This window comes from Planktosalinus lacus (assembly GCF_014640155.1).
In the GTDB taxonomy this organism is placed as follows: Bacteria; Bacteroidota; Bacteroidia; order Flavobacteriales; family Flavobacteriaceae; genus Planktosalinus; species Planktosalinus lacus.
In genome coordinates, this window is the sequence record NZ_BMGK01000011.1 from 23417 (window position 1) to 40782 (window position 17366).

The window sequence follows — 17366 nt, forward strand, 5'->3', positions numbered from 1 at the left end:
TGAATGCCCCAAAACTGGAAAACATATAAACTCACAGATTTAGGTACGATAGCAAGAGGGAAATCCAAACACAGGCCCAGAGATGCTTCGCACTTGTATGGTGGAAAATACCCATTTATACAAACTGGAGATGTCAAGGCTGCTAACCACCGATTGAATAACCATACTCAAACTTATTCTGAAGCTGGATTAGCACAAAGCAAGCTATGGCCGGAAAATACAATGTGTATTACTATTGCAGCCAATATTGCTGAAACTGCAATATTGGAATATCCTGCTTGTTTTCCTGATAGCATAATTGGTTTTATTGCAGATGAAACAAAATGTGACATTGATTATGTAGAGTATCTAATGCAATTTTTTAAGAAGCAAATACAAACCCATTCTATTGGATCAGTTCAAGATAATATAAATCTTGGTACCTTTCAAAGAGTGGAATTTACTGTACCTCCTTTACCCGAACAAAAATCCATCGCCTCTATTCTCTCCGCTTTAGACGATAAAATTGAACTCAACCTGCAGATGAACAAAACCCTGGAAGAAATGGCAATGGCTTTATACAAACACTGGTTTGTTGATTTTGGGCCTTTTCAGGATGGTGAGTTTATAGATTCTGAATTGGGGGAAATTCCGAAGGGATGGAAGATTAAGAAATTACCAGAGATATCAAAAAGCCATAATAAAAAAAGGAAACCACTCTCAACCAGAGAAAGAGCAAAGCGTCAAGGTGTTTATCCATACTATGGTGCGACAAAAATTTTAGATTACATAGATGAATATAGATTTGAAGGTGAGTTTATATTATTAGCTGAGGATGGTACTGTCAAAACAGAAAGAGATACTCCTTACCTTCAATTCGTTGAAGGTAAATTTTGGGTTAGTAATCACGCACATGTATTATCTGGAAAAGAAGAATATTCCAACGAATTTTTGTACCTGTGCCTAAATAATAAAAATGTTATACCAATAATAACTGGTGCCGTACAACTTAAAATTAACAAACAAAATCTGGAAAGTTTAGAATTTATAGTCCCGCCTAAAGAGGATTTAAAATTGTTTGAGAAAATCATAATACCATATTTTAAATATCAAAAATTTATATCAAAAGAGAATCTATCACTTGTTAATCTTCGCGACTTCCTTCTACCCAAACTCATCAGCGGCGAAATCCGTGTAAAAGATCTTGAAAAAACCTTAACTGAAGTATTATGACGCACATGATCGAGAGCACCGTTCAGAACGCCGCCATAGAATGTCTCGCGGAAATGGGGTACACCCACCGGGAAGGCAATTCCTTAGAGCGTGACTTGAAAAAGGTAGTTCTCGAAAATGATCTTCGTGAATTTTTACTTAAAACATACCCCGGCGTACCGGAAACTGCGATCAATGAAGCTATGGTAGCCTTCACCCAACACCAAGGAATGGACGTTGACCACCGCAACCGGGATTTTCACATTAAAATGACTCAAGGGATTTCCATTACCTGGAAAGATGCATCAGGCAAAGAACAGGCAAGACATCTGTATCCTATAAATTACAAAGAACCGGAGAAAAATACCTTTGTCTGTTCAGATGAAGTCAAAATCATCGGCAAGAACAGCCGCCGCACAGATTTGCTTATTTACATCAATGGCCTGCCCTTGATTGTTTTTGAATTTAAAAATATGTTTGATCCCGAAGTAGGAGTGGAGAACGCCCACAGGCAGATCGGTCATTATATTCAGGATATACCACAATTGTTTGATTACAACGCGATCACCATCATTTCAGATGGACTGGAAACACTGCATGGAATGTACAATTCCTCTTTAAAGTGGTTTGCACCCTGGAAAAGTTTGAATGGAGATGATATTCAGCAGGAAGAGGAACTGCAACTTGAAACTTTATTAAAAGGTTTGTTTCCCAAAGCAACCTTACTGAGCTACCTGCAAAATTTCATTTTCCACGAAGACCACAACGGGAAAATAATTAAAAAAGGAGCAAAATACCATCAGTATTGGGGTATCAAAAAAGCAGTTGACAGCGCAGTAGAAAATATAAAACCAAAAGGCGATGGCCGTCTGGGGGTAATCTGGCACACTCAGGGATCGGGAAAAAGCATTTCTATGGCAATCCTCACAGGAATCCTGAGACAGATGCCCGAAATGAAAAACCCTACCATTGTAATTCAAGTGGACCGCAACGATCTTGATCAGCAACTCTATGAAAACTTTGTGTTGTGTAAAGATTTGGTAGGTGACGTGCAACATGCTGACAGTACAGATGAATTAAGATCTTTACTGAGTACCGAAGGTGGTGGAGTGATCTTTACTACTATTGAGAAGTTTCGTTTAAAAGATCTGGATTCAGGTAAAGAAATCTCTCATCCCATCCTTTCACAACGCTACAATCTTATTGTAATGGCAGATGAAGCCCACCGGACCCAATATGGATTTCATACTGGCGGTTTTGCACAAAATATCAGAAAAGCACTTCCCAACGCCTCTTTCATAGGTTTTACCGGAACCCCGGTAGATGGAAAAGATGCAGATACCCAACAGGTGTTTGGACCCACCATTCACACGTATGATATCAAACAAGCGGTGGAAGATGGGGCCACAGTACCCATTTATTACGAACCAAAAATGGTTCCTCTTAATATCAAAGCAAAATATCTTAAAGAGCTGGATGAAATTGATGAAGAGGACGAAGAAGGAAACACTGCAGTTTGGGCGGCGATTGAAGATGCTGCCGGAGCTAAAGACCGGGTGGATCGGGTTGCTAAGGATATTCTCACCCATTTCATTGCCCGCACCGAAAGTCTTGAAGGCAAAGCGATGATAGTATGTATGAGTCGGCGCAACTGTGTCAAAATGTATGATGCTCTCACTTCACTTGAAGGTTGTCCTGAGATTGCTGTTGTAATGACTGGCAACATTAGTAAAGACCCTCCAGAATGGAATAAGCACATGAGAACCAAAGATGCTATGGAAGCTGTTAAAAAACGTTTCCGCACTCCTGAAGATCCACTTAAAATGGTCATCGTTCGGGATATGTGGCTCACCGGGTTTGATGCTCCCTGCGCTCATACAATGTATGTAGATAAAATAATGAAAGGCCATAACTTGATGCAAGCGATTGCAAGAGTAAACCGTGTCTTTCAGGACAAGCCCAACGGACTTGTTGTGGATTTTATTGGCATCTCCGGGTTCCTGGCTAAAGCAACCAAAAAATATACTTCTGGCGGCGGGGCAGGAAAACCAACTTTAGATTTGGATGCAGCTGTAATACTTTGCCTGCAACAGTTTGAAAAAGTAAAAGTACTTACCGGTGAATTTACACTGGAAGAACTCGATGAAATGTCCAACCTGGAAAGATTGACGTGGTCACAAAAAGTGGTGAATAGCCTTCTCAGAAACGATGCCGTTACAGATGATTTTTTATTGGAGGAGCGTAAGCTTTCTGAACTCGTTGCAATGACCAATTCTGATAGCCGAATCTGGGAGATACAGGAAGAAGTTGCAGTAATTCAAAAGATCAGGCAGATCATTAGAAAGATCAAATATCCACCTGGCCCACGCAGGGATAAAAATGAAAAAATAAAAGACCTTATCAATAAATCCCTGGAATCACAGGAGATTGTCGATTTGGCAAAAATGTATGATTTGGACAGGATTGATATTTCCATAATAGATGACCGGTTCCAGGCAATTGTTAAAGAAAAGGGAGAAGAAAATATTAAGGTAGAGTTGCTAAGAAGAATCATAAATGATGAGATAAGAGTAAGAATGCCCAAGAACATCCGCAGGATGAGAAAACTTAAAGACGAACTGGAAAAGGTGTTAAGCTCCTATCACAAAAACTCTTTGGATTCCATTGCCGCGATCAAACACCTGCTCGATATAGCAAACGAATTTCAACAGGATGATATACGCACCAAAGAACTGGGATTAAGCGAAGACGAGCTCGCTTTTTATGATTTGCTTTCCGCTAATGAAAAGCTTCTCAATAAAGCCGGGCCTATCCAGGACCTGGTTCATAAGGTAGTAGATTCAGTAAAGAAGAACCTGCAGCTTGACTGGACCAAGAAAGAAAATGCCCGGGCAGCAATCCGTTTGGCAGTAAAAAAAGAGTTACGAGGCAAGGTGCCTTATTCAGAACTGGATAATCTTCTAAAAGAGGTTATTGAACAAGCTGAGGGACAATATAAAGATTGGCCATTGGAGGCTTAAATTTAAAAAAATAATATAATGACCTTTATAGAATTACGAAAACAATTTGAAGATGTTAAAAATGATTGGGAAAATAGATTAAAAGCGAGGCAATTTGAACGTATGTTCGATTCTTCAAAAGATACTACTGGGTATCAACCTGAAGCTGAGATATGGGTAACGATTTATATGGACTTTCATATTTACGTAAGGTTGGTTTATAATTTGGAAAAGGTAGAAAGGGAATGGCAGGAAAAACTTTTTTATTTACTGACCGACGAAGAAAAAATCAATATGATTAAAATCCGAGTAGAGGAGTTGAAAATTTATTTTAAGCAAAATCCATCCGAAATTCTTAATCCAGCTTTTTATCTTGAAAATTTATCTGCTATAGGATTACCTGGCTTTTTATTCCTTACTCTTAATGATTCTACTAAAGAGAAAATATGGAAGGAGATAAAAAAAAATGATTTCAAGGAGAATGATTATAAAGAGTTTGATTACTTTGATGAGATGCGAATTTCCAGTTTTGTTTCTAAATTATTGGTTGATTTTAATTTGCTAAACACCAACATAATAGAATTTATTTATCTCAAAGTATTAATAGAGGAAATTATATCAAAGACTTATAGGCCAACAAAATATTACCACACTGAATCTTCGGATATTGAAAAAAATGAATATCCAGAAATTTTTAATTTTATTAATTCCCTCAACCTTTTTAACTACACCATACTTGAACTAAATAAAAAGGAAAATATAGGTCCAGCTTTGGCCAATAAACTTCTGGAATATTTTAAAGATGAAAATAAAATTATTAAAAAGGCAAAAAAAACTCATTTTATAAATTTCTTAAGAGAGGAGCATCAACTTTTATTTTCTAAATTGGATGATCGTGCAGTTGCGAATGAACACGACATACAAATCTTTAAAAATATCGAAGAAAATTTTAAAATAGAGAGTTCAAAATAACCTGGACTTCAACTTGTTAGGTTTTTTTTCCGCATTACTACCCCATTACTACCGCATCAGCACCGCATCGTGTCAGCATTAGTTTGATAAAGACGTTCTTTATTTGCTCTCATAAATAACAATTAAAACAAATTATTATGAGCAAAGACATCACACAACTTTACGGTGTCACACCAGAACAATTCAAAACAGAAATATTGGATGGTGTGAGCAAACAATTACTTGAGTTTTCAAAAAACTTCAAACCTAAAGAGCCGGTAATATGGATCACCAGAAAAGAAGCCTCAGAGCTTATTGGTGTTTCACTGGTAACCATTCACAATTGGTCCAAAGAAGGGATTATAAACCCTTACAAGATTGGCAACAGGGTAAGATTCAAAAGATCTGAAATAGAAAATATTCTCCTTAATTCAAACAAAAAAGCTTCAAAATAACCGCCAAGTCAGTTTTGAAGCCTAATTTTTTAATCTCGGATTTTATTCCGAAAAAACTATCATTATGACAAAGATAAACAATAAAACGAACCACAACAATTTTGATCAAAAATCTGAAGGAGATAATCCCAAAATAGATTTAAATACTACGCAACCCTTAATCTCCAAAGGAGAAGCTCCAAGCGAAATCAGTAGTGAAACGCCATCGAATGGTATTTCTCTTGAGGAACTACTGGAAGAAACGGAATTACTTAACTCCAAAATTACTTTATCTGAAGTACTTAAATTTATTTTACAAAACTTAGAAGAAAAAGATTTTAAAGCTGAAGCAAAATTTAAACATGAGGATATTCCTTTACCACGCAAGCATTATCTTGTATTAACAATACAGTTTATTCTTGAAAAGACGGAAGAATTAGGTTTAGATGTCATATTTAGAAACCAGCAAACCTATTTGTTTAATAAAGAGTACTGGGAAAAAATTAATGAAGAAGAATTTAAATACTTTTTGGGAGAAGCTGCCCTTCAGTTGGGTGTTTATAAATTTGATGCCAAATTCTTTAGATTCAAAGATGATCTATACAAACAGTTTCAAGCTGAAGGTAGGCTGCAAACACCGCTAGCAGATCAACAAGTAACACTAATTAATTTAAAAAATGGAACTGTTGAAATTTCAGAACACGTTCAGAAGCTACGAGAATTTAGGAAAGAGGATTTCTTAACCTACCAGCTCCCATTTGAATATGATGAAACCGCCCGCTTGGGCTTATTCCATAAATTTTTGAATGAAGTATTGCCCGAAGCCGAATTGCAAAACATACTGGCTGAATACTTAGGGTCCATTTTCATAAAAAACAATGTTTTAAAACTTGAAAAAGCTTTATTTCTTTACGGTGGTGGCTCAAACGGAAAGAGTGTTGTGTTTGATATAATCAGTGCCTTACTGGGTGAAGAAAACTTTTCGAGTTATAGTCTTGATAGCATTACCAATGATAAAGATTCTCGGGCTATGATCTCCGATAAGCTTTTAAACTACTGCAGCGAAACAAGCAAAAATATTCAATCTGAAATTTTCAAGAAGCTTGTGTCACGTGAACCAATTGACGCACGCCTGCTTTATAAAAGTTCGTTTCTCATGACAGACTATGCCCGGTTAATGTTCAACTCTAATGACATGCCAACAGATATTGAGCATAATCATGCGTTTTTTCGGAGGTTTTTAATTGTACCGTTTAGGGTAACAATTAAAGATGAGGACCAGGACAAAAATCTTTCCACTAAAATTATAAAACACGAATTGCCGGGTATTTTCACCTGGATCCTTTCAGGAATGCAGCGGTTGCTTAAAAACAAGAATTTCACTCACAGTACAATTGTTGAGGATGAAGTAAACCGTTTTAGACGTGAAAGTGACTCCGTACTTAGCTTTAATGATGATTCAGGCTACTGTCCATCCTGCACTGAAGAAGTTAGTCTTAAAGAATTATACCAGGAATACAAGGTTTACTGCATTGAAAACAGCAATCGGCCATGCTCCAATCGTACATTCAAAAAACGCTTAGAAAACGTCGGTTTTGAAACTAAGAGGAAGAATTCCGGCTGGGTTGTATTTGCAGAAAAAAAAGATTTAATAGAGTAACATTTTATTCACCTTCTACACGCTAAGTGTAGAAGGTGTTCTTAATGTAATCAATAAAAAACTTATTTATGTTCCATTTTCGTTTTATTTTAGAACCATACATCTCACAAAAGAACAGGTATCAATGCCCTTCCTGTGGTAAAAATAGCGTTTTTACACGCTATGTTGATCAAGAAAAAAAAGAGTATGTAGCAGAAAACGTTGGAAAATGTAACAGGGAGCAGAAATGCGGCTATCACTTGTCCCCTAAAGAATATTTTGACAACCAAATTACCTTACAGGGCAATCAAGTAGATACTGACTGGGCTGGCGCCAAAAAACCGTTAATTGATTTCTGTAAGCCTAAAAAAACGAATCTTGCCTCATCCTTCATTGAAAGCAGACATTTGTTAAATAGCTTGAAGCATAACAGCGACAATAATTTCCTGCTTTTTCTGGAAAAAATGACCAATAAAGAAACAGTGTCTCATGTGAAGGAAAAATATAAAATAGGCACTTCTAAGAAATGGAAGGGTGCAACCATATTCTGGCAGATAGATAACCGGGGAAAGATCCGCACCGGTAAAATGATGTTATATAATAAAGTCACAGGAAAGAAAAATAAAATCAATTGGGTACATTCAGTACTAAGGTTAGACGACTTTAACTTGAACCAATGCCTATTTGGCCTTCACCTGTTGAACTCTGATAAAAATAAGGCCATTGCTCTCGTTGAAAGTGAGAAGACAGCTGTAATAGCCTCCATAGCTTTCCCGCAATTCATTTGGATGGCAACGGGAGGACTGATGAATCTAAAAAAAGATATGATACTGCCCTTAGCTAACAGAAAAGTAATTCTATACCCGGATGCCGGCTGTTATGATATTTGGAGTAAAAAGGTTGCTGACCTACCAAAAAACATACAATTCATATTTTCTGATCTGTTGGAGAGAAAGGCCACCGCTGAGGAAAAAACAGAGGGATGGGATATTGCGGATTATGTTTTGGGGGTTTGGGGGGATAAAGTGTGAAAGCTGTTAGCCAATCGCTGAGTTCTTACTTTTCAAGATACAATAAATTTTAAGGGGTATACAAATTTAGAATTTAGTACTTACACTGCTATTATTTTATACTTGATTTACAATTTTAAAAGTTCAAGTTTATCCTTTACTTGTTGTATAGTAAACGATTGAGCATTCTTCATGTAGAATTGCTCTTCAATTCTTTCAATAGTATGTAGTATATACTTTACACTATGAATAAGTGAGGCTTTCTCTGACATAAATTCTCGTAAACTTGATTTTACCTGCTTGAAATTTTCTTCTGAAACAAGAGCAATATTGGAAAACGTTCCAAGTACCTGAGAGTTGAACCTTGTAAATCGGTCTACTTTGATTTCTTTCATGTAACTAAGCTCAAGTAGTTCAACTAAGTATGGAATGGCTTCAATGGACTTTAAGCTATTCAAACACGTTACACGGCTTGCGTCAATTTCATTCTCAACGTTTTTTCTGATCCACTCAACATATGATTTTAGGCCTTGTATGTTTTGCAGACTAACAAGTATTTCTGCAGCTTTTCCTATTTCTTCATTATTTATACTGTTTTCAAGTGTCTTTAAGAGGTAATGCTCAACAAATGACTCTTGGTTATTGGCCTTTAACTTATCAAGTATAGCCCATCTAATTATATTATCTACTTGATCGATAATTTGTTTAAGACTTTCAGCATCCTTTGTGTATTCGAAAAACAGGTCTAAGATTTCTCTTCTTTGGTAATCGTTTCTTTTCAAATTAGTTATTTCTTTCAGTATAAATGGATAACTCTTTTTGACCTTGTTTTGAGTTAAGTATTTGACATGATTTTTTAATACAGAACTATCTGCGATACCTACCACAATGTTTTCAAGCATTCTGTTTATTATGTCTAAATTATCCAATTTGGTAATAATGTGTTCTATTCCTGCCCATTCATGTTCTTCCACAAAGTCAAAAGATAGCATATCAAGAAGCACATTTTTTGGATAACTTATATTAAATCTTTTTGAAAAATATCCTATGTAGATGGCCATAGTATTAAATGTGATTCTGCCATCATCATGCACCTTAATAGCTTCTCTAAAATTTACCTTATTTACGTTCTCAGAACACCATTGTTTAATCCATTGTTGTTGTTCATAATTAATCTCAATTTCCCTGGGATTTTTGAGATATCTATAGATTTGAGAGATCCTATACCATTCTTCATTTGTATCTCCTTCAAACCACATAACAACTTTTTCTTTGCTTATGGACTCACCTTTATTAACGAAATCTCTTAACAAACTTAGGGCAACGCTTGGGTAATACTCATCAATATCTACCCATCTATTGTTCTCCTTTCTCATTTCAAATAATTCATCAAATGAGAGTACTTCTTTCTGTTCCTTTTCAAATACACCCAATGTAGCATCTTTAAAGGCTTGTTGATTAAAGAGTAAATTATTATCAACTTTCAGTTTTTCCATACGCAAAGCTTCATGATCTAAATGCTCAGGTTTTTTTAACTCAAAATCTGTTTTTTCAAGTATCAATTTTGCGAGTGTATCTTGATTTTCATTATTTACCCATCCCATATCATAATAGATTCCCTCAAGCTCTTTATTTGTGATGTTTCGGTTTAAATATTCATCCACAACAAATTGTATTAGCTCTGGTGTTAAAAGCTTTGCTATTGCAAATGATTTATTCCTTTCTTTATCATCTATATTAGATTTCCATATTTTGTGAAAAGCTTGCTCTCTGGTTTTGGTCTTATTAAAAAATTGAAGAACTAATTTGGTTTTTTCCATTCTGTATCTTCGAATATCTTTTTTGAACCATTCTAAAAAATGGTTAAATATATTATTATCTTCCTTGTAACCTACCACAGCGTTGGCGACAATAGCTTTTATTATCTTTTCTGAATTATATCCATACTCAAACCTTGTATCTCCCGATATGTATTCTACAATCTCTTTGATACCCTTAGGGCCTTTAATATTTTTAACACACTCTCTGAGATTCCATTCTTCATCCATTAAGGATACATCATCTCTTTCACCACTTATTTTTTTATCTATTAATTCATAACCTTCAATTAAATAACTCACATGGTCTTCCAATACATCAGATTTTAAAAGAATTGAATACATTGCAGCTCTTATGTATTGGTTTTTCTTAGTGCCCACTTTCTCCATTAATTTTTCAATAGTATTGCTATCTGTTAATTTAGCCCATTTAAGTGAGTATATTACTGTATGGATAAAGTCATGGTTGTTGATGTTTCTATCAATTTGTTGAAATAGAAGTTCTTTTATTTCTGTCTTCAAAACATCATCTTCAATTTGAAAATGTCCTAATAGACGAATAGCATTTAATTGAACAGTTTTGGTATTCTCTTCACTTTGAATCTCTTCAATCAAGAACCGTAAGTTCAATTCTGTCTGACCAAATCGAGCCAGTTCTCTATCGCTAAACTTATTTGAACTAATCCAAACATCGTGCGTCTTATAATATTTAAATATTCCTTGGAATATCTGAACTCTCAAATCTACAACAACTTTATCTGGCTCAAACTTAACTAATACCTCCTTTTCATTTTTCAACATCCATTGAAGTAACTTCATATATAGGATACTTTTGGAATCAAGAATACTGAATAAAAAAGCCAAGGTATTAACCCAACTCGGTATAAGTTTGTCATGGTTAGGTGCATAAGCAATAAACTGGATTACTTTATCATATTCTAAATTGGATAATGCTTTAGCAGCAAGATATTCTTGAATATTATTATGCTCAAATTGCCAAATATCTTCCTCTCCGTTTTTCTTTTTAAAAGCAGTACAATACTTGAGTGAATTAAATTCTTCACTTAAAGTCAGCATCAGAATTTCTGATTCGCTAATCTGATTTTTTGACAATATTTCCATGCCAAGAGCCACTTTTTGTAATAGTAATACAATTTCTCGCTTTTTGCTTCTTAAATCAAGGGTGGTCCTAAAATGGTTTTGATCAAGCTCTATTCGGTTTAATAGAAACATTTCGTAGAGTTCAGCCCTATTCATTTGAAGTTTTTGTTCTTGGTTATAACGGTCTGCCAATAACATTAGGAAAAATGGCTTTAAAAATAAGTCGTCCAGATTATTTTCAAAAATCTCTCTAATAAAATTAACAGATAGGGCATTGGAATATTTTCGGCTATAATAATCCTTTGCATTCTTTACATTTAGGTCGTTAATGAAGTAAGGTTCAAATCCAGGGAGTGTGCTCGTTGAGTTATTAATGGGTAATTCATAGAAATTCGTGCGACATGAAATAAGAATCCCTATCTCCTTATGTTTTTCTGAAAATACTTGAATCTGCCTAACAACTGTATTAAAATTTTTAGGCTCAATTTCATCCAGTCCATCCCAAATGATTAATAATAAATCACTTGGTATATCTTTCCAGAAATCAGGTAAAAATTCTTCAAGACCGAGGTCCGGTGTGTAAGAATTGAAATTCTGCAGTATAGGAACTAAAGGTGAGGTATCTTGATTTAATTTATAATGTAGGTTTCTTAATTCTGTAGATTTTCCTGAACCTGCATCACCGAGCAAAACAACTCTTTTAGTGGTCATCATCAATTTATCCAAGGGCTGTTTTTCAGACTCTAAAAAAGGGTTGGTCTGTTTATCTTTAACTAACTTAAAATGGGATATACCTCTTTCTATGTAGGTTTTAGAAGGCTTAATAGCATCCGTCTTTAATTCTGCAATTTTAGCTTTCGTTTCCTTGCTAATTAAACCTTTCTCTTCAACTTGAATGTTATAAACAGCTTCATTCTCCAGCGACTTCAAAAATCGTACAATTTTCGAGTTAAACTGATTACCTGAATTAAATTTGTTGATATAATTTATGTTGGTTTTAATTTGATTCTCAACAAATTTATCAACTTTTAATAGGTGCTCAGTTTCCTCGCTGCTATTGGTTTCCCTCTCGTAATTCTTTATAAAAAATATAACTTCGGGATTTCCTTGAGTTTCATACTTGTCAATAGCAATGTAAAACTCTTCTTCGGTGCCAGAATCATTTTCTTTTCCCTCAGAATTTACTGATCCAGGTTTAGTACCAAACCTTTTCCATAAAATACCAATATATACATCATAATCTCCAAAATAATCGTTCAGTTGTTCTTGTGGCCTGACGCCAAATTTACCCACATAATCTTTCCAATCTATAACGGTGAATGAGATGTTAGATTTGTCCCTATTTTCATCAGAAAAGTCTTTGCACAAACGCTTTATTTCTTCTTTTTCAGCATTAACATCACCAGGACACGATATTAATATTTTGATTGTTTTAGAGTTTGTCATTCTTTACTTAAAATTATTTATGTTGAGCTTCTATATAACGTTTCTTGACAAAGAGTCGAAACTATTTAGACAGCATGGTTTGTCTGTTAGACATTGTTAAGTAGTGCTTTTATGTGATATTTATTTTTCATTAATTATATTTCTTATCCACTCGTCAAGTTTTTTGCAATATTTATTTAAACCTTGTTTTGATATGACATCACAATAGAACTCATTCTCTTCAGCTTTTTGAGTTTGATACTTTAGTTGAACAGGAATAAAATCACTTTCACTTATCTCTATTTCTCCTTCTTCATTTAAATAAGCCTCAATTAAAATACCTTCCAAAACTATTATAGGATGATAAATGTATATTTCTACTGGATGATTTGGATCAAAGGGGTCCCTTTCAAGTTCTTTTGGAGGAGCTTCTTCAGTAAACCTGAAGAGTGATGCTTTACATGCAGAAAGTAGAGCTTCATAGATTTTAGAAGGCTCATTAGGCTTTTTAAATGCCTCTTTATACGAAGTTCCAATTCTTTCAAATGAGCTATTTGGGCTTTTTCTCGTAAGTATATTGCTTTTAAACCCTTTCTTCTTGTTTGCAAATTTTTTCAATAAACCAGAAGCATATCTATGATAAAATGTTTGCTTAAACTCAGATGTAAAAACAATCCAAGGTTTGTTTGATTTTTTAACCTCAACCACTAAATGGAGTTCTAAATAAATTGAACCTCCGCTTGGGTTTTTATATGCTATTATGTCAATTTCTCTACTCTTGTTTGAGTCATAATCAACATAATTTGTGTTTGGTTCTACTTTCCATCCATTCTTTTTTAATATTGATGCTACCTCTAATTCAGTCTGAAAACCAGAAATATTAATGTCATCTAAAATTTTTTTCTTAAAATTTTCATCCATTTGAGTTCCTCCATAAATGTTCCATAAAGTTTCTTGACTTTGTGCGGATTTTAACTGTTCTATTTTCTTTTTAGTATTGTAATTTTAAATCGCTGTTATATTCTTTATCCATTTTGTACAGTATCCTATCTGCTTCTTCAAATTTTATATGATGTTTCTCACATACCTCTCTTAGTTTAGCGAGATATTCCAGATATATTTCGATTTGTGAGTTGATGTCGTTTAGTGAATACTTTAGTTCTTTTCCGTTGATAAATCGATACACTCTTTGGTCTAAAATTTGGTACACCTTTGGATTTTTAAACCGTAAGATTGTTGATGCCATAGCAAGCCTCACACCTTTTTGATTTTTATCTAATAGGTTCAATAATATATCTTTTGTCAATGTATGATTGATAACGTCATCCTCCGGATTTACTTTATTCAAAAGGTCAATAGTTTTTTTTCTGAATATTGCATAGCGGTTTACTTTCCATAAAATAATTTCGTTTAAGGTGTTTTGGTTAAAGTCAGAATTTAAATCGTCAAGTTTTTTAGTTAATTCAAGTTGGTATTTATACGTCGAAATGTCTAAATCTTTTTCTGTTGGCGTTACTTCAAAAATTGTTTTCATTTATTTAAAGTATTTTGAAGTATTATAATTAGAGAGTCTTCTAATGAACTTAATACATGCTCTTTATTTGCAAGTTCAAATGTGTAAAAGTTTTTATACCCTAAAATAAGTTCTTTTAAAGTGATTTTATTACTATCTAATATCTTTTTTAAAATTTCGAGTTTTTCCTCGATTGTTGTATGGTTCCATTCATTTGAGTTTGGATCAAATAGTGTTCTTAATGTCCTGTGTTTATAATAACTTCCGAATATTTCGTCAACGATTTCTTGGTAGTGCTTCATTTTTCCATTTTTATTGTTTTTTAAACTGATTGTAAATGTCTTGGTTTTTAAGTTGTGGGCTAATGAACCTACTACTTTCGGCCCCCACAAATTTTGTAAAACCTACGTTACATACTTACATTATTTATTTTTTTAATAACCAATTAGCAAAACTTCTTCTGCCTAATTGCATAGCTTTCAGATGAAGCATATCAACCTCTTCTGTCTTATCTGTAAAGTCCCATTCAAGAAAGTTGTCACCGCTTATCAAATATTCAGTATGTGTAATTTTTGACCTAACTGTATAGATTTTATTATATAATTTTTTAGCTTCAAAATGATCAGAAACATATTTAAACAAAAACTCCCTAAATTTTGCAGCTATTCCCCAAATTGGTCGTCCACACTTTTGACAAGTTCTTTCTGATGATTTTATTGTTTTACAATCATTACATTCAAAATCAATTTTTTCATTTTTAAATTCTAAGTTTACCAACGTTTCAATACTTGAAACAAATGAAAAAAATGATAAACTTTTCATATTCGAAAATATATCCAAACCATTGCAGAACTGGTGCATTCCTGAATTAGTTATTTTCATTTCCTCTTCGTTAAGAGAATAGTATTTGTCAAGTATGTCATCAATAGTTTGAGGAAAAACTATAGATTTTTTCTTACTTTCTAAGGGGTCATAATAGTAATAATGGGAATGTTGAGTTTGATTTACTTTTGAAACATTTGGATTTGAAAATTCATTAATTTCCAAGTCTTTACCAATATTAGGATATGCGTATATAAGCATTGACCACTTGCTTGAAGTTTTATTATATTCAGCCCTCATTTCCTCCGTCATTTTGCTAATTTCTTTCTCAGGTAAATGTATTGCCCATTTCATTTCAGGTCTTCGATAAAAGAAAAACCGGAAGTTGCTTATGGTAGAAAGTAAATTTGTAATCTGTATTAATTTATTTGTTTGTGCTGTCATTTCCGAAATAGGGAAATACCCTTCCATTTCTATAAACTTTTTAACTTTTTTCACTTCACTTTGATCATAACAAAATTCTATTATCAATGGAAAATGCTCAGTTAAAGGAGAAGATGGTGCTGCGTCAATGTTAATTGGATAGATTTGAAATTTATCTTTATATCTATATAATCCATTAAGAGGTGTTTTAGAAAAAATAATATTCTTAATAAATTTCATAGTGGTTGAGTTTATTGGAAAAAAAACATATTTTTGAAAAAATTGCGCATACTAATTTTTTTTAATGGGCGTTATTTTTGTTAGCCTCTTTTCTTACATTTTCATAGATTTTTTGACATTTTGTTCCATTTTTAAACAGTGTTGGTATTATAGCATTCGAGTAATTTCTATCAATTTCGATTTTAAGTAATTCGAAAAATTCTTTTACTTTTTCACCCATTGAAATAAGCAGTTCTGGTTTATCGAAATTAAACTTTCCAGTTTGATATTTTTTAGTGTTAAGACCTTCAAAAATTAATAATGATATTATTCGATTTCCATGTATTATGATACCTTGATCACGTCCCTGTTCAAGAGTATTTTCTATCTCTTTTATTGCTTGATCAATAATTCTTTGAGTCCGTACACAATTATAAACATATCGACCGGTAGTCTGTTGGTTGAATATTTTTTTGTAAGGTGCTTTTTCAAGGTTATCCCATAACTTTCCAATCTCTCTTTTAAGCTGAACAACTATTGAAACGTCACCAGAAGCACAAGATGTTGCTGTTGTGCTTTCAATTAGGTCAAAAGATACTTGGTCCTCTTTCTCAAACACACCTCTACTAATTCGGTAATCTATTCCATCAATTAAAAGCTCGTCTCTGATCCTTGATTGTTCTGGATCAAAGGTTACGAAGTCCCTATTTTCAACGCGATTTTGAGTATTATTAGCCTTGGTAATCTTTTGTCCAAAATCACTTTCTGCTTTATCAAGTGTTATGATTCTCACAGGAACAAAAACACTTTCCAATTTCGATGAGTCTTCTTCACCAAACCGTCCGATTGTGCTAACAGTTTGAGCACCATTTACAATACTAATATTCGAGCACGTAAATTGACCAATTTCTGTGGAAGCTCCTCCGACCATATTTTTTGCGGCAGTATTACAAATAAGAGTTATACCGTTATTAAGAAACCAAAACACTTCTGGTTGTTTTTCTAATGAATTAGCTATTTCTAAATTGACGTTGGTATCTCCCAATACTCCACGAATATTTTTTTGAAATAATCGGTTTCGATATTTATCCCACCAATCAAAAATTTCTACCCCATTTACTTGACCATAATATCCTGTAGTAGGTTCTGTGATTTTCCCCCAAGATTTAAGCTGTATTGTTAAGTCAATTGGCTCTCCTGAATCAACACTCTTCAATAAGGATGAATGAATACGAGATTGATTAAAAACTGAGAAATAGACAATTTCTGAAGCGTCATTAAACTCAACAAGGAGATCTTCAAAATCCCTTCTCGAGGGTTCAGCAAGGTCGTTAATGCCTGTATATGTTAAAATGATTTGATATTTGGTTTTTGGGTCACAAATTGCATTTCTGATAACAACCTCTTTACGTCTAACTTTATCATTAAACCGCTCAAATTTAAAGTTAAATAAATCTCTTACACCGCTAATGAACTTTTTTACTTCACCATTATCAGGCTCACCAGTTCCTTTATGGATCCATTTTGACTGTACTAAGTGCAAAGTCTTTGCTGTGCCATCATAGTATACTGCATCAAGGCCATTGTCACTACTTCCGTCAGTTATTGAATCGCAAGCAATAGAAAGTGAGGCCTGAGCATGATAGATTAAAGAATACGCAGCTAATGAGCGTGTAAGAAAAAAATTTTCAATTTCTTTTGAATCAGCTTTTACATCACTAAGATCTATCTTGTCTTCGAACTCTTTCTCTAAATGAGACTTTATGTGTTGTACGTGTATTGTACTCATCTTTTATATCCTGACTAACGTTTTTTTATGTTC

General features: G+C 33.8%; 12 protein-coding genes. 6 read left to right on the forward strand and 6 right to left on the reverse strand.

The annotated features are described in order from the left end of the window. The first annotated feature begins 3 nt into the window (after nucleotides 1-3). The 6 genes from IEV69_RS12125 (at nucleotide 4) to IEV69_RS12150 (ending at nucleotide 8245) form a co-directional block, all read left to right on the forward strand. The gene (locus IEV69_RS12125; RefSeq protein ID WP_188442831.1) at nucleotides 4-1212 is read left to right on the forward strand and encodes a restriction endonuclease subunit S; all 1209 of its coding nucleotides are present in this window, start codon (nucleotides 4-6) and stop codon (nucleotides 1210-1212) included. Further along, complete coding sequence (locus IEV69_RS12130) at nucleotides 1209-4211, forward strand: type I restriction endonuclease subunit R (RefSeq protein WP_188442833.1); 3003 nt, start codon at nucleotides 1209-1211, stop codon at nucleotides 4209-4211. The genes IEV69_RS12125 and IEV69_RS12130 overlap by 4 nt, the downstream gene beginning before the upstream one ends. Nucleotides 4212-4229: 18 nt before the next feature. Beyond that, complete coding sequence (locus IEV69_RS12135) at nucleotides 4230-5162, forward strand: hypothetical protein (RefSeq protein WP_188442835.1); 933 nt, start codon at nucleotides 4230-4232, stop codon at nucleotides 5160-5162. A 137-nt stretch (nucleotides 5163-5299) separates the two neighbouring features. Next, complete coding sequence (locus tag IEV69_RS12140; protein WP_188442837.1) at nucleotides 5300-5596, forward strand: helix-turn-helix domain-containing protein; 297 nt, start codon at nucleotides 5300-5302, stop codon at nucleotides 5594-5596. A 64-nt stretch (nucleotides 5597-5660) separates the two neighbouring features. Next, nucleotides 5661-7235, forward strand: coding sequence for a DNA primase family protein (locus IEV69_RS12145; RefSeq protein ID WP_188442839.1), 1575 nt, complete (start codon nucleotides 5661-5663; stop codon nucleotides 7233-7235). 68 nt (nucleotides 7236-7303) lie between these two features. Beyond that, entirely contained in the window at nucleotides 7304-8245 is a 942-nt protein-coding gene (locus tag IEV69_RS12150) for a DUF6371 domain-containing protein (RefSeq protein ID WP_188442841.1), read from the forward strand. 107 nt (nucleotides 8246-8352) lie between these two features. On the opposite strand, the gene IEV69_RS12155 is transcribed toward IEV69_RS12150, so the two are convergent. The 6 genes from IEV69_RS12155 to IEV69_RS12180 form a co-directional block, all read right to left on the reverse strand. Then, nucleotides 8353-12588, reverse strand: a complete 4236-nt coding sequence (locus IEV69_RS12155; RefSeq protein ID WP_188442843.1) for an NACHT domain-containing protein — start codon at nucleotides 12586-12588, stop codon at nucleotides 8353-8355. Nucleotides 12589-12708: 120 nt separating this feature from the next. Then, complete coding sequence (locus tag IEV69_RS12160; RefSeq protein ID WP_188442845.1) at nucleotides 12709-13488, reverse strand: PDDEXK family nuclease; 780 nt, start codon at nucleotides 13486-13488, stop codon at nucleotides 12709-12711. A 70-nt stretch (nucleotides 13489-13558) separates the two neighbouring features. Continuing rightward, on the reverse strand, nucleotides 13559-14101 hold the full coding sequence (locus tag IEV69_RS12165; protein WP_188442846.1) for a hypothetical protein: 543 nt from the start codon (nucleotides 14099-14101) through the stop codon (nucleotides 13559-13561). Then, complete coding sequence (locus IEV69_RS12170) at nucleotides 14098-14382, reverse strand: hypothetical protein (RefSeq protein ID WP_188442848.1); 285 nt, start codon at nucleotides 14380-14382, stop codon at nucleotides 14098-14100. Before IEV69_RS12170 ends, IEV69_RS12165 begins: the two co-directional genes overlap by 4 nt. Nucleotides 14383-14506: 124 nt before the next feature. After that, a complete protein-coding gene (locus IEV69_RS12175) occupies nucleotides 14507-15565 on the reverse strand; it encodes a hypothetical protein (RefSeq protein WP_188442849.1) in 1059 nt (352 codons plus the stop codon). A gap of 61 nt (nucleotides 15566-15626) precedes the next feature. Continuing rightward, nucleotides 15627-17333: an AIPR family protein gene (locus IEV69_RS12180; RefSeq protein WP_188442851.1), complete on the reverse strand. Its 1707-nt coding sequence runs from the start codon at nucleotides 17331-17333 to the stop codon at nucleotides 15627-15629. Nucleotides 17334-17366: the final 33 nt, after the last annotated feature.

Coding starts and splice junctions, on each gene's coding strand:
- IEV69_RS12125 (WP_188442831.1), top strand. CDS start 4: ATGCCCCAAAACTGGAAAACATATAAACTCACAGATTTAGGTACGATA.
- IEV69_RS12130 (WP_188442833.1), top strand. CDS start 1,209: ATGACGCACATGATCGAGAGCACCGTTCAGAACGCCGCCATAGAATGT.
- IEV69_RS12135 (WP_188442835.1), top strand. CDS start 4,230: ATGACCTTTATAGAATTACGAAAACAATTTGAAGATGTTAAAAATGAT.
- IEV69_RS12140 (WP_188442837.1), top strand. CDS start 5,300: ATGAGCAAAGACATCACACAACTTTACGGTGTCACACCAGAACAATTC.
- IEV69_RS12145 (WP_188442839.1), top strand. CDS start 5,661: ATGACAAAGATAAACAATAAAACGAACCACAACAATTTTGATCAAAAA.
- IEV69_RS12150 (WP_188442841.1), top strand. CDS start 7,304: ATGTTCCATTTTCGTTTTATTTTAGAACCATACATCTCACAAAAGAAC.
- IEV69_RS12155 (WP_188442843.1), bottom strand. CDS start 12,588: ATGACAAACTCTAAAACAATCAAAATATTAATATCGTGTCCTGGTGAT.
- IEV69_RS12160 (WP_188442845.1), bottom strand. CDS start 13,488: ATGGATGAAAATTTTAAGAAAAAAATTTTAGATGACATTAATATTTCT.
- IEV69_RS12165 (WP_188442846.1), bottom strand. CDS start 14,101: ATGAAAACAATTTTTGAAGTAACGCCAACAGAAAAAGATTTAGACATT.
- IEV69_RS12170 (WP_188442848.1), bottom strand. CDS start 14,382: ATGAAGCACTACCAAGAAATCGTTGACGAAATATTCGGAAGTTATTAT.
- IEV69_RS12175 (WP_188442849.1), bottom strand. CDS start 15,565: ATGAAATTTATTAAGAATATTATTTTTTCTAAAACACCTCTTAATGGA.
- IEV69_RS12180 (WP_188442851.1), bottom strand. CDS start 17,333: ATGAGTACAATACACGTACAACACATAAAGTCTCATTTAGAGAAAGAG.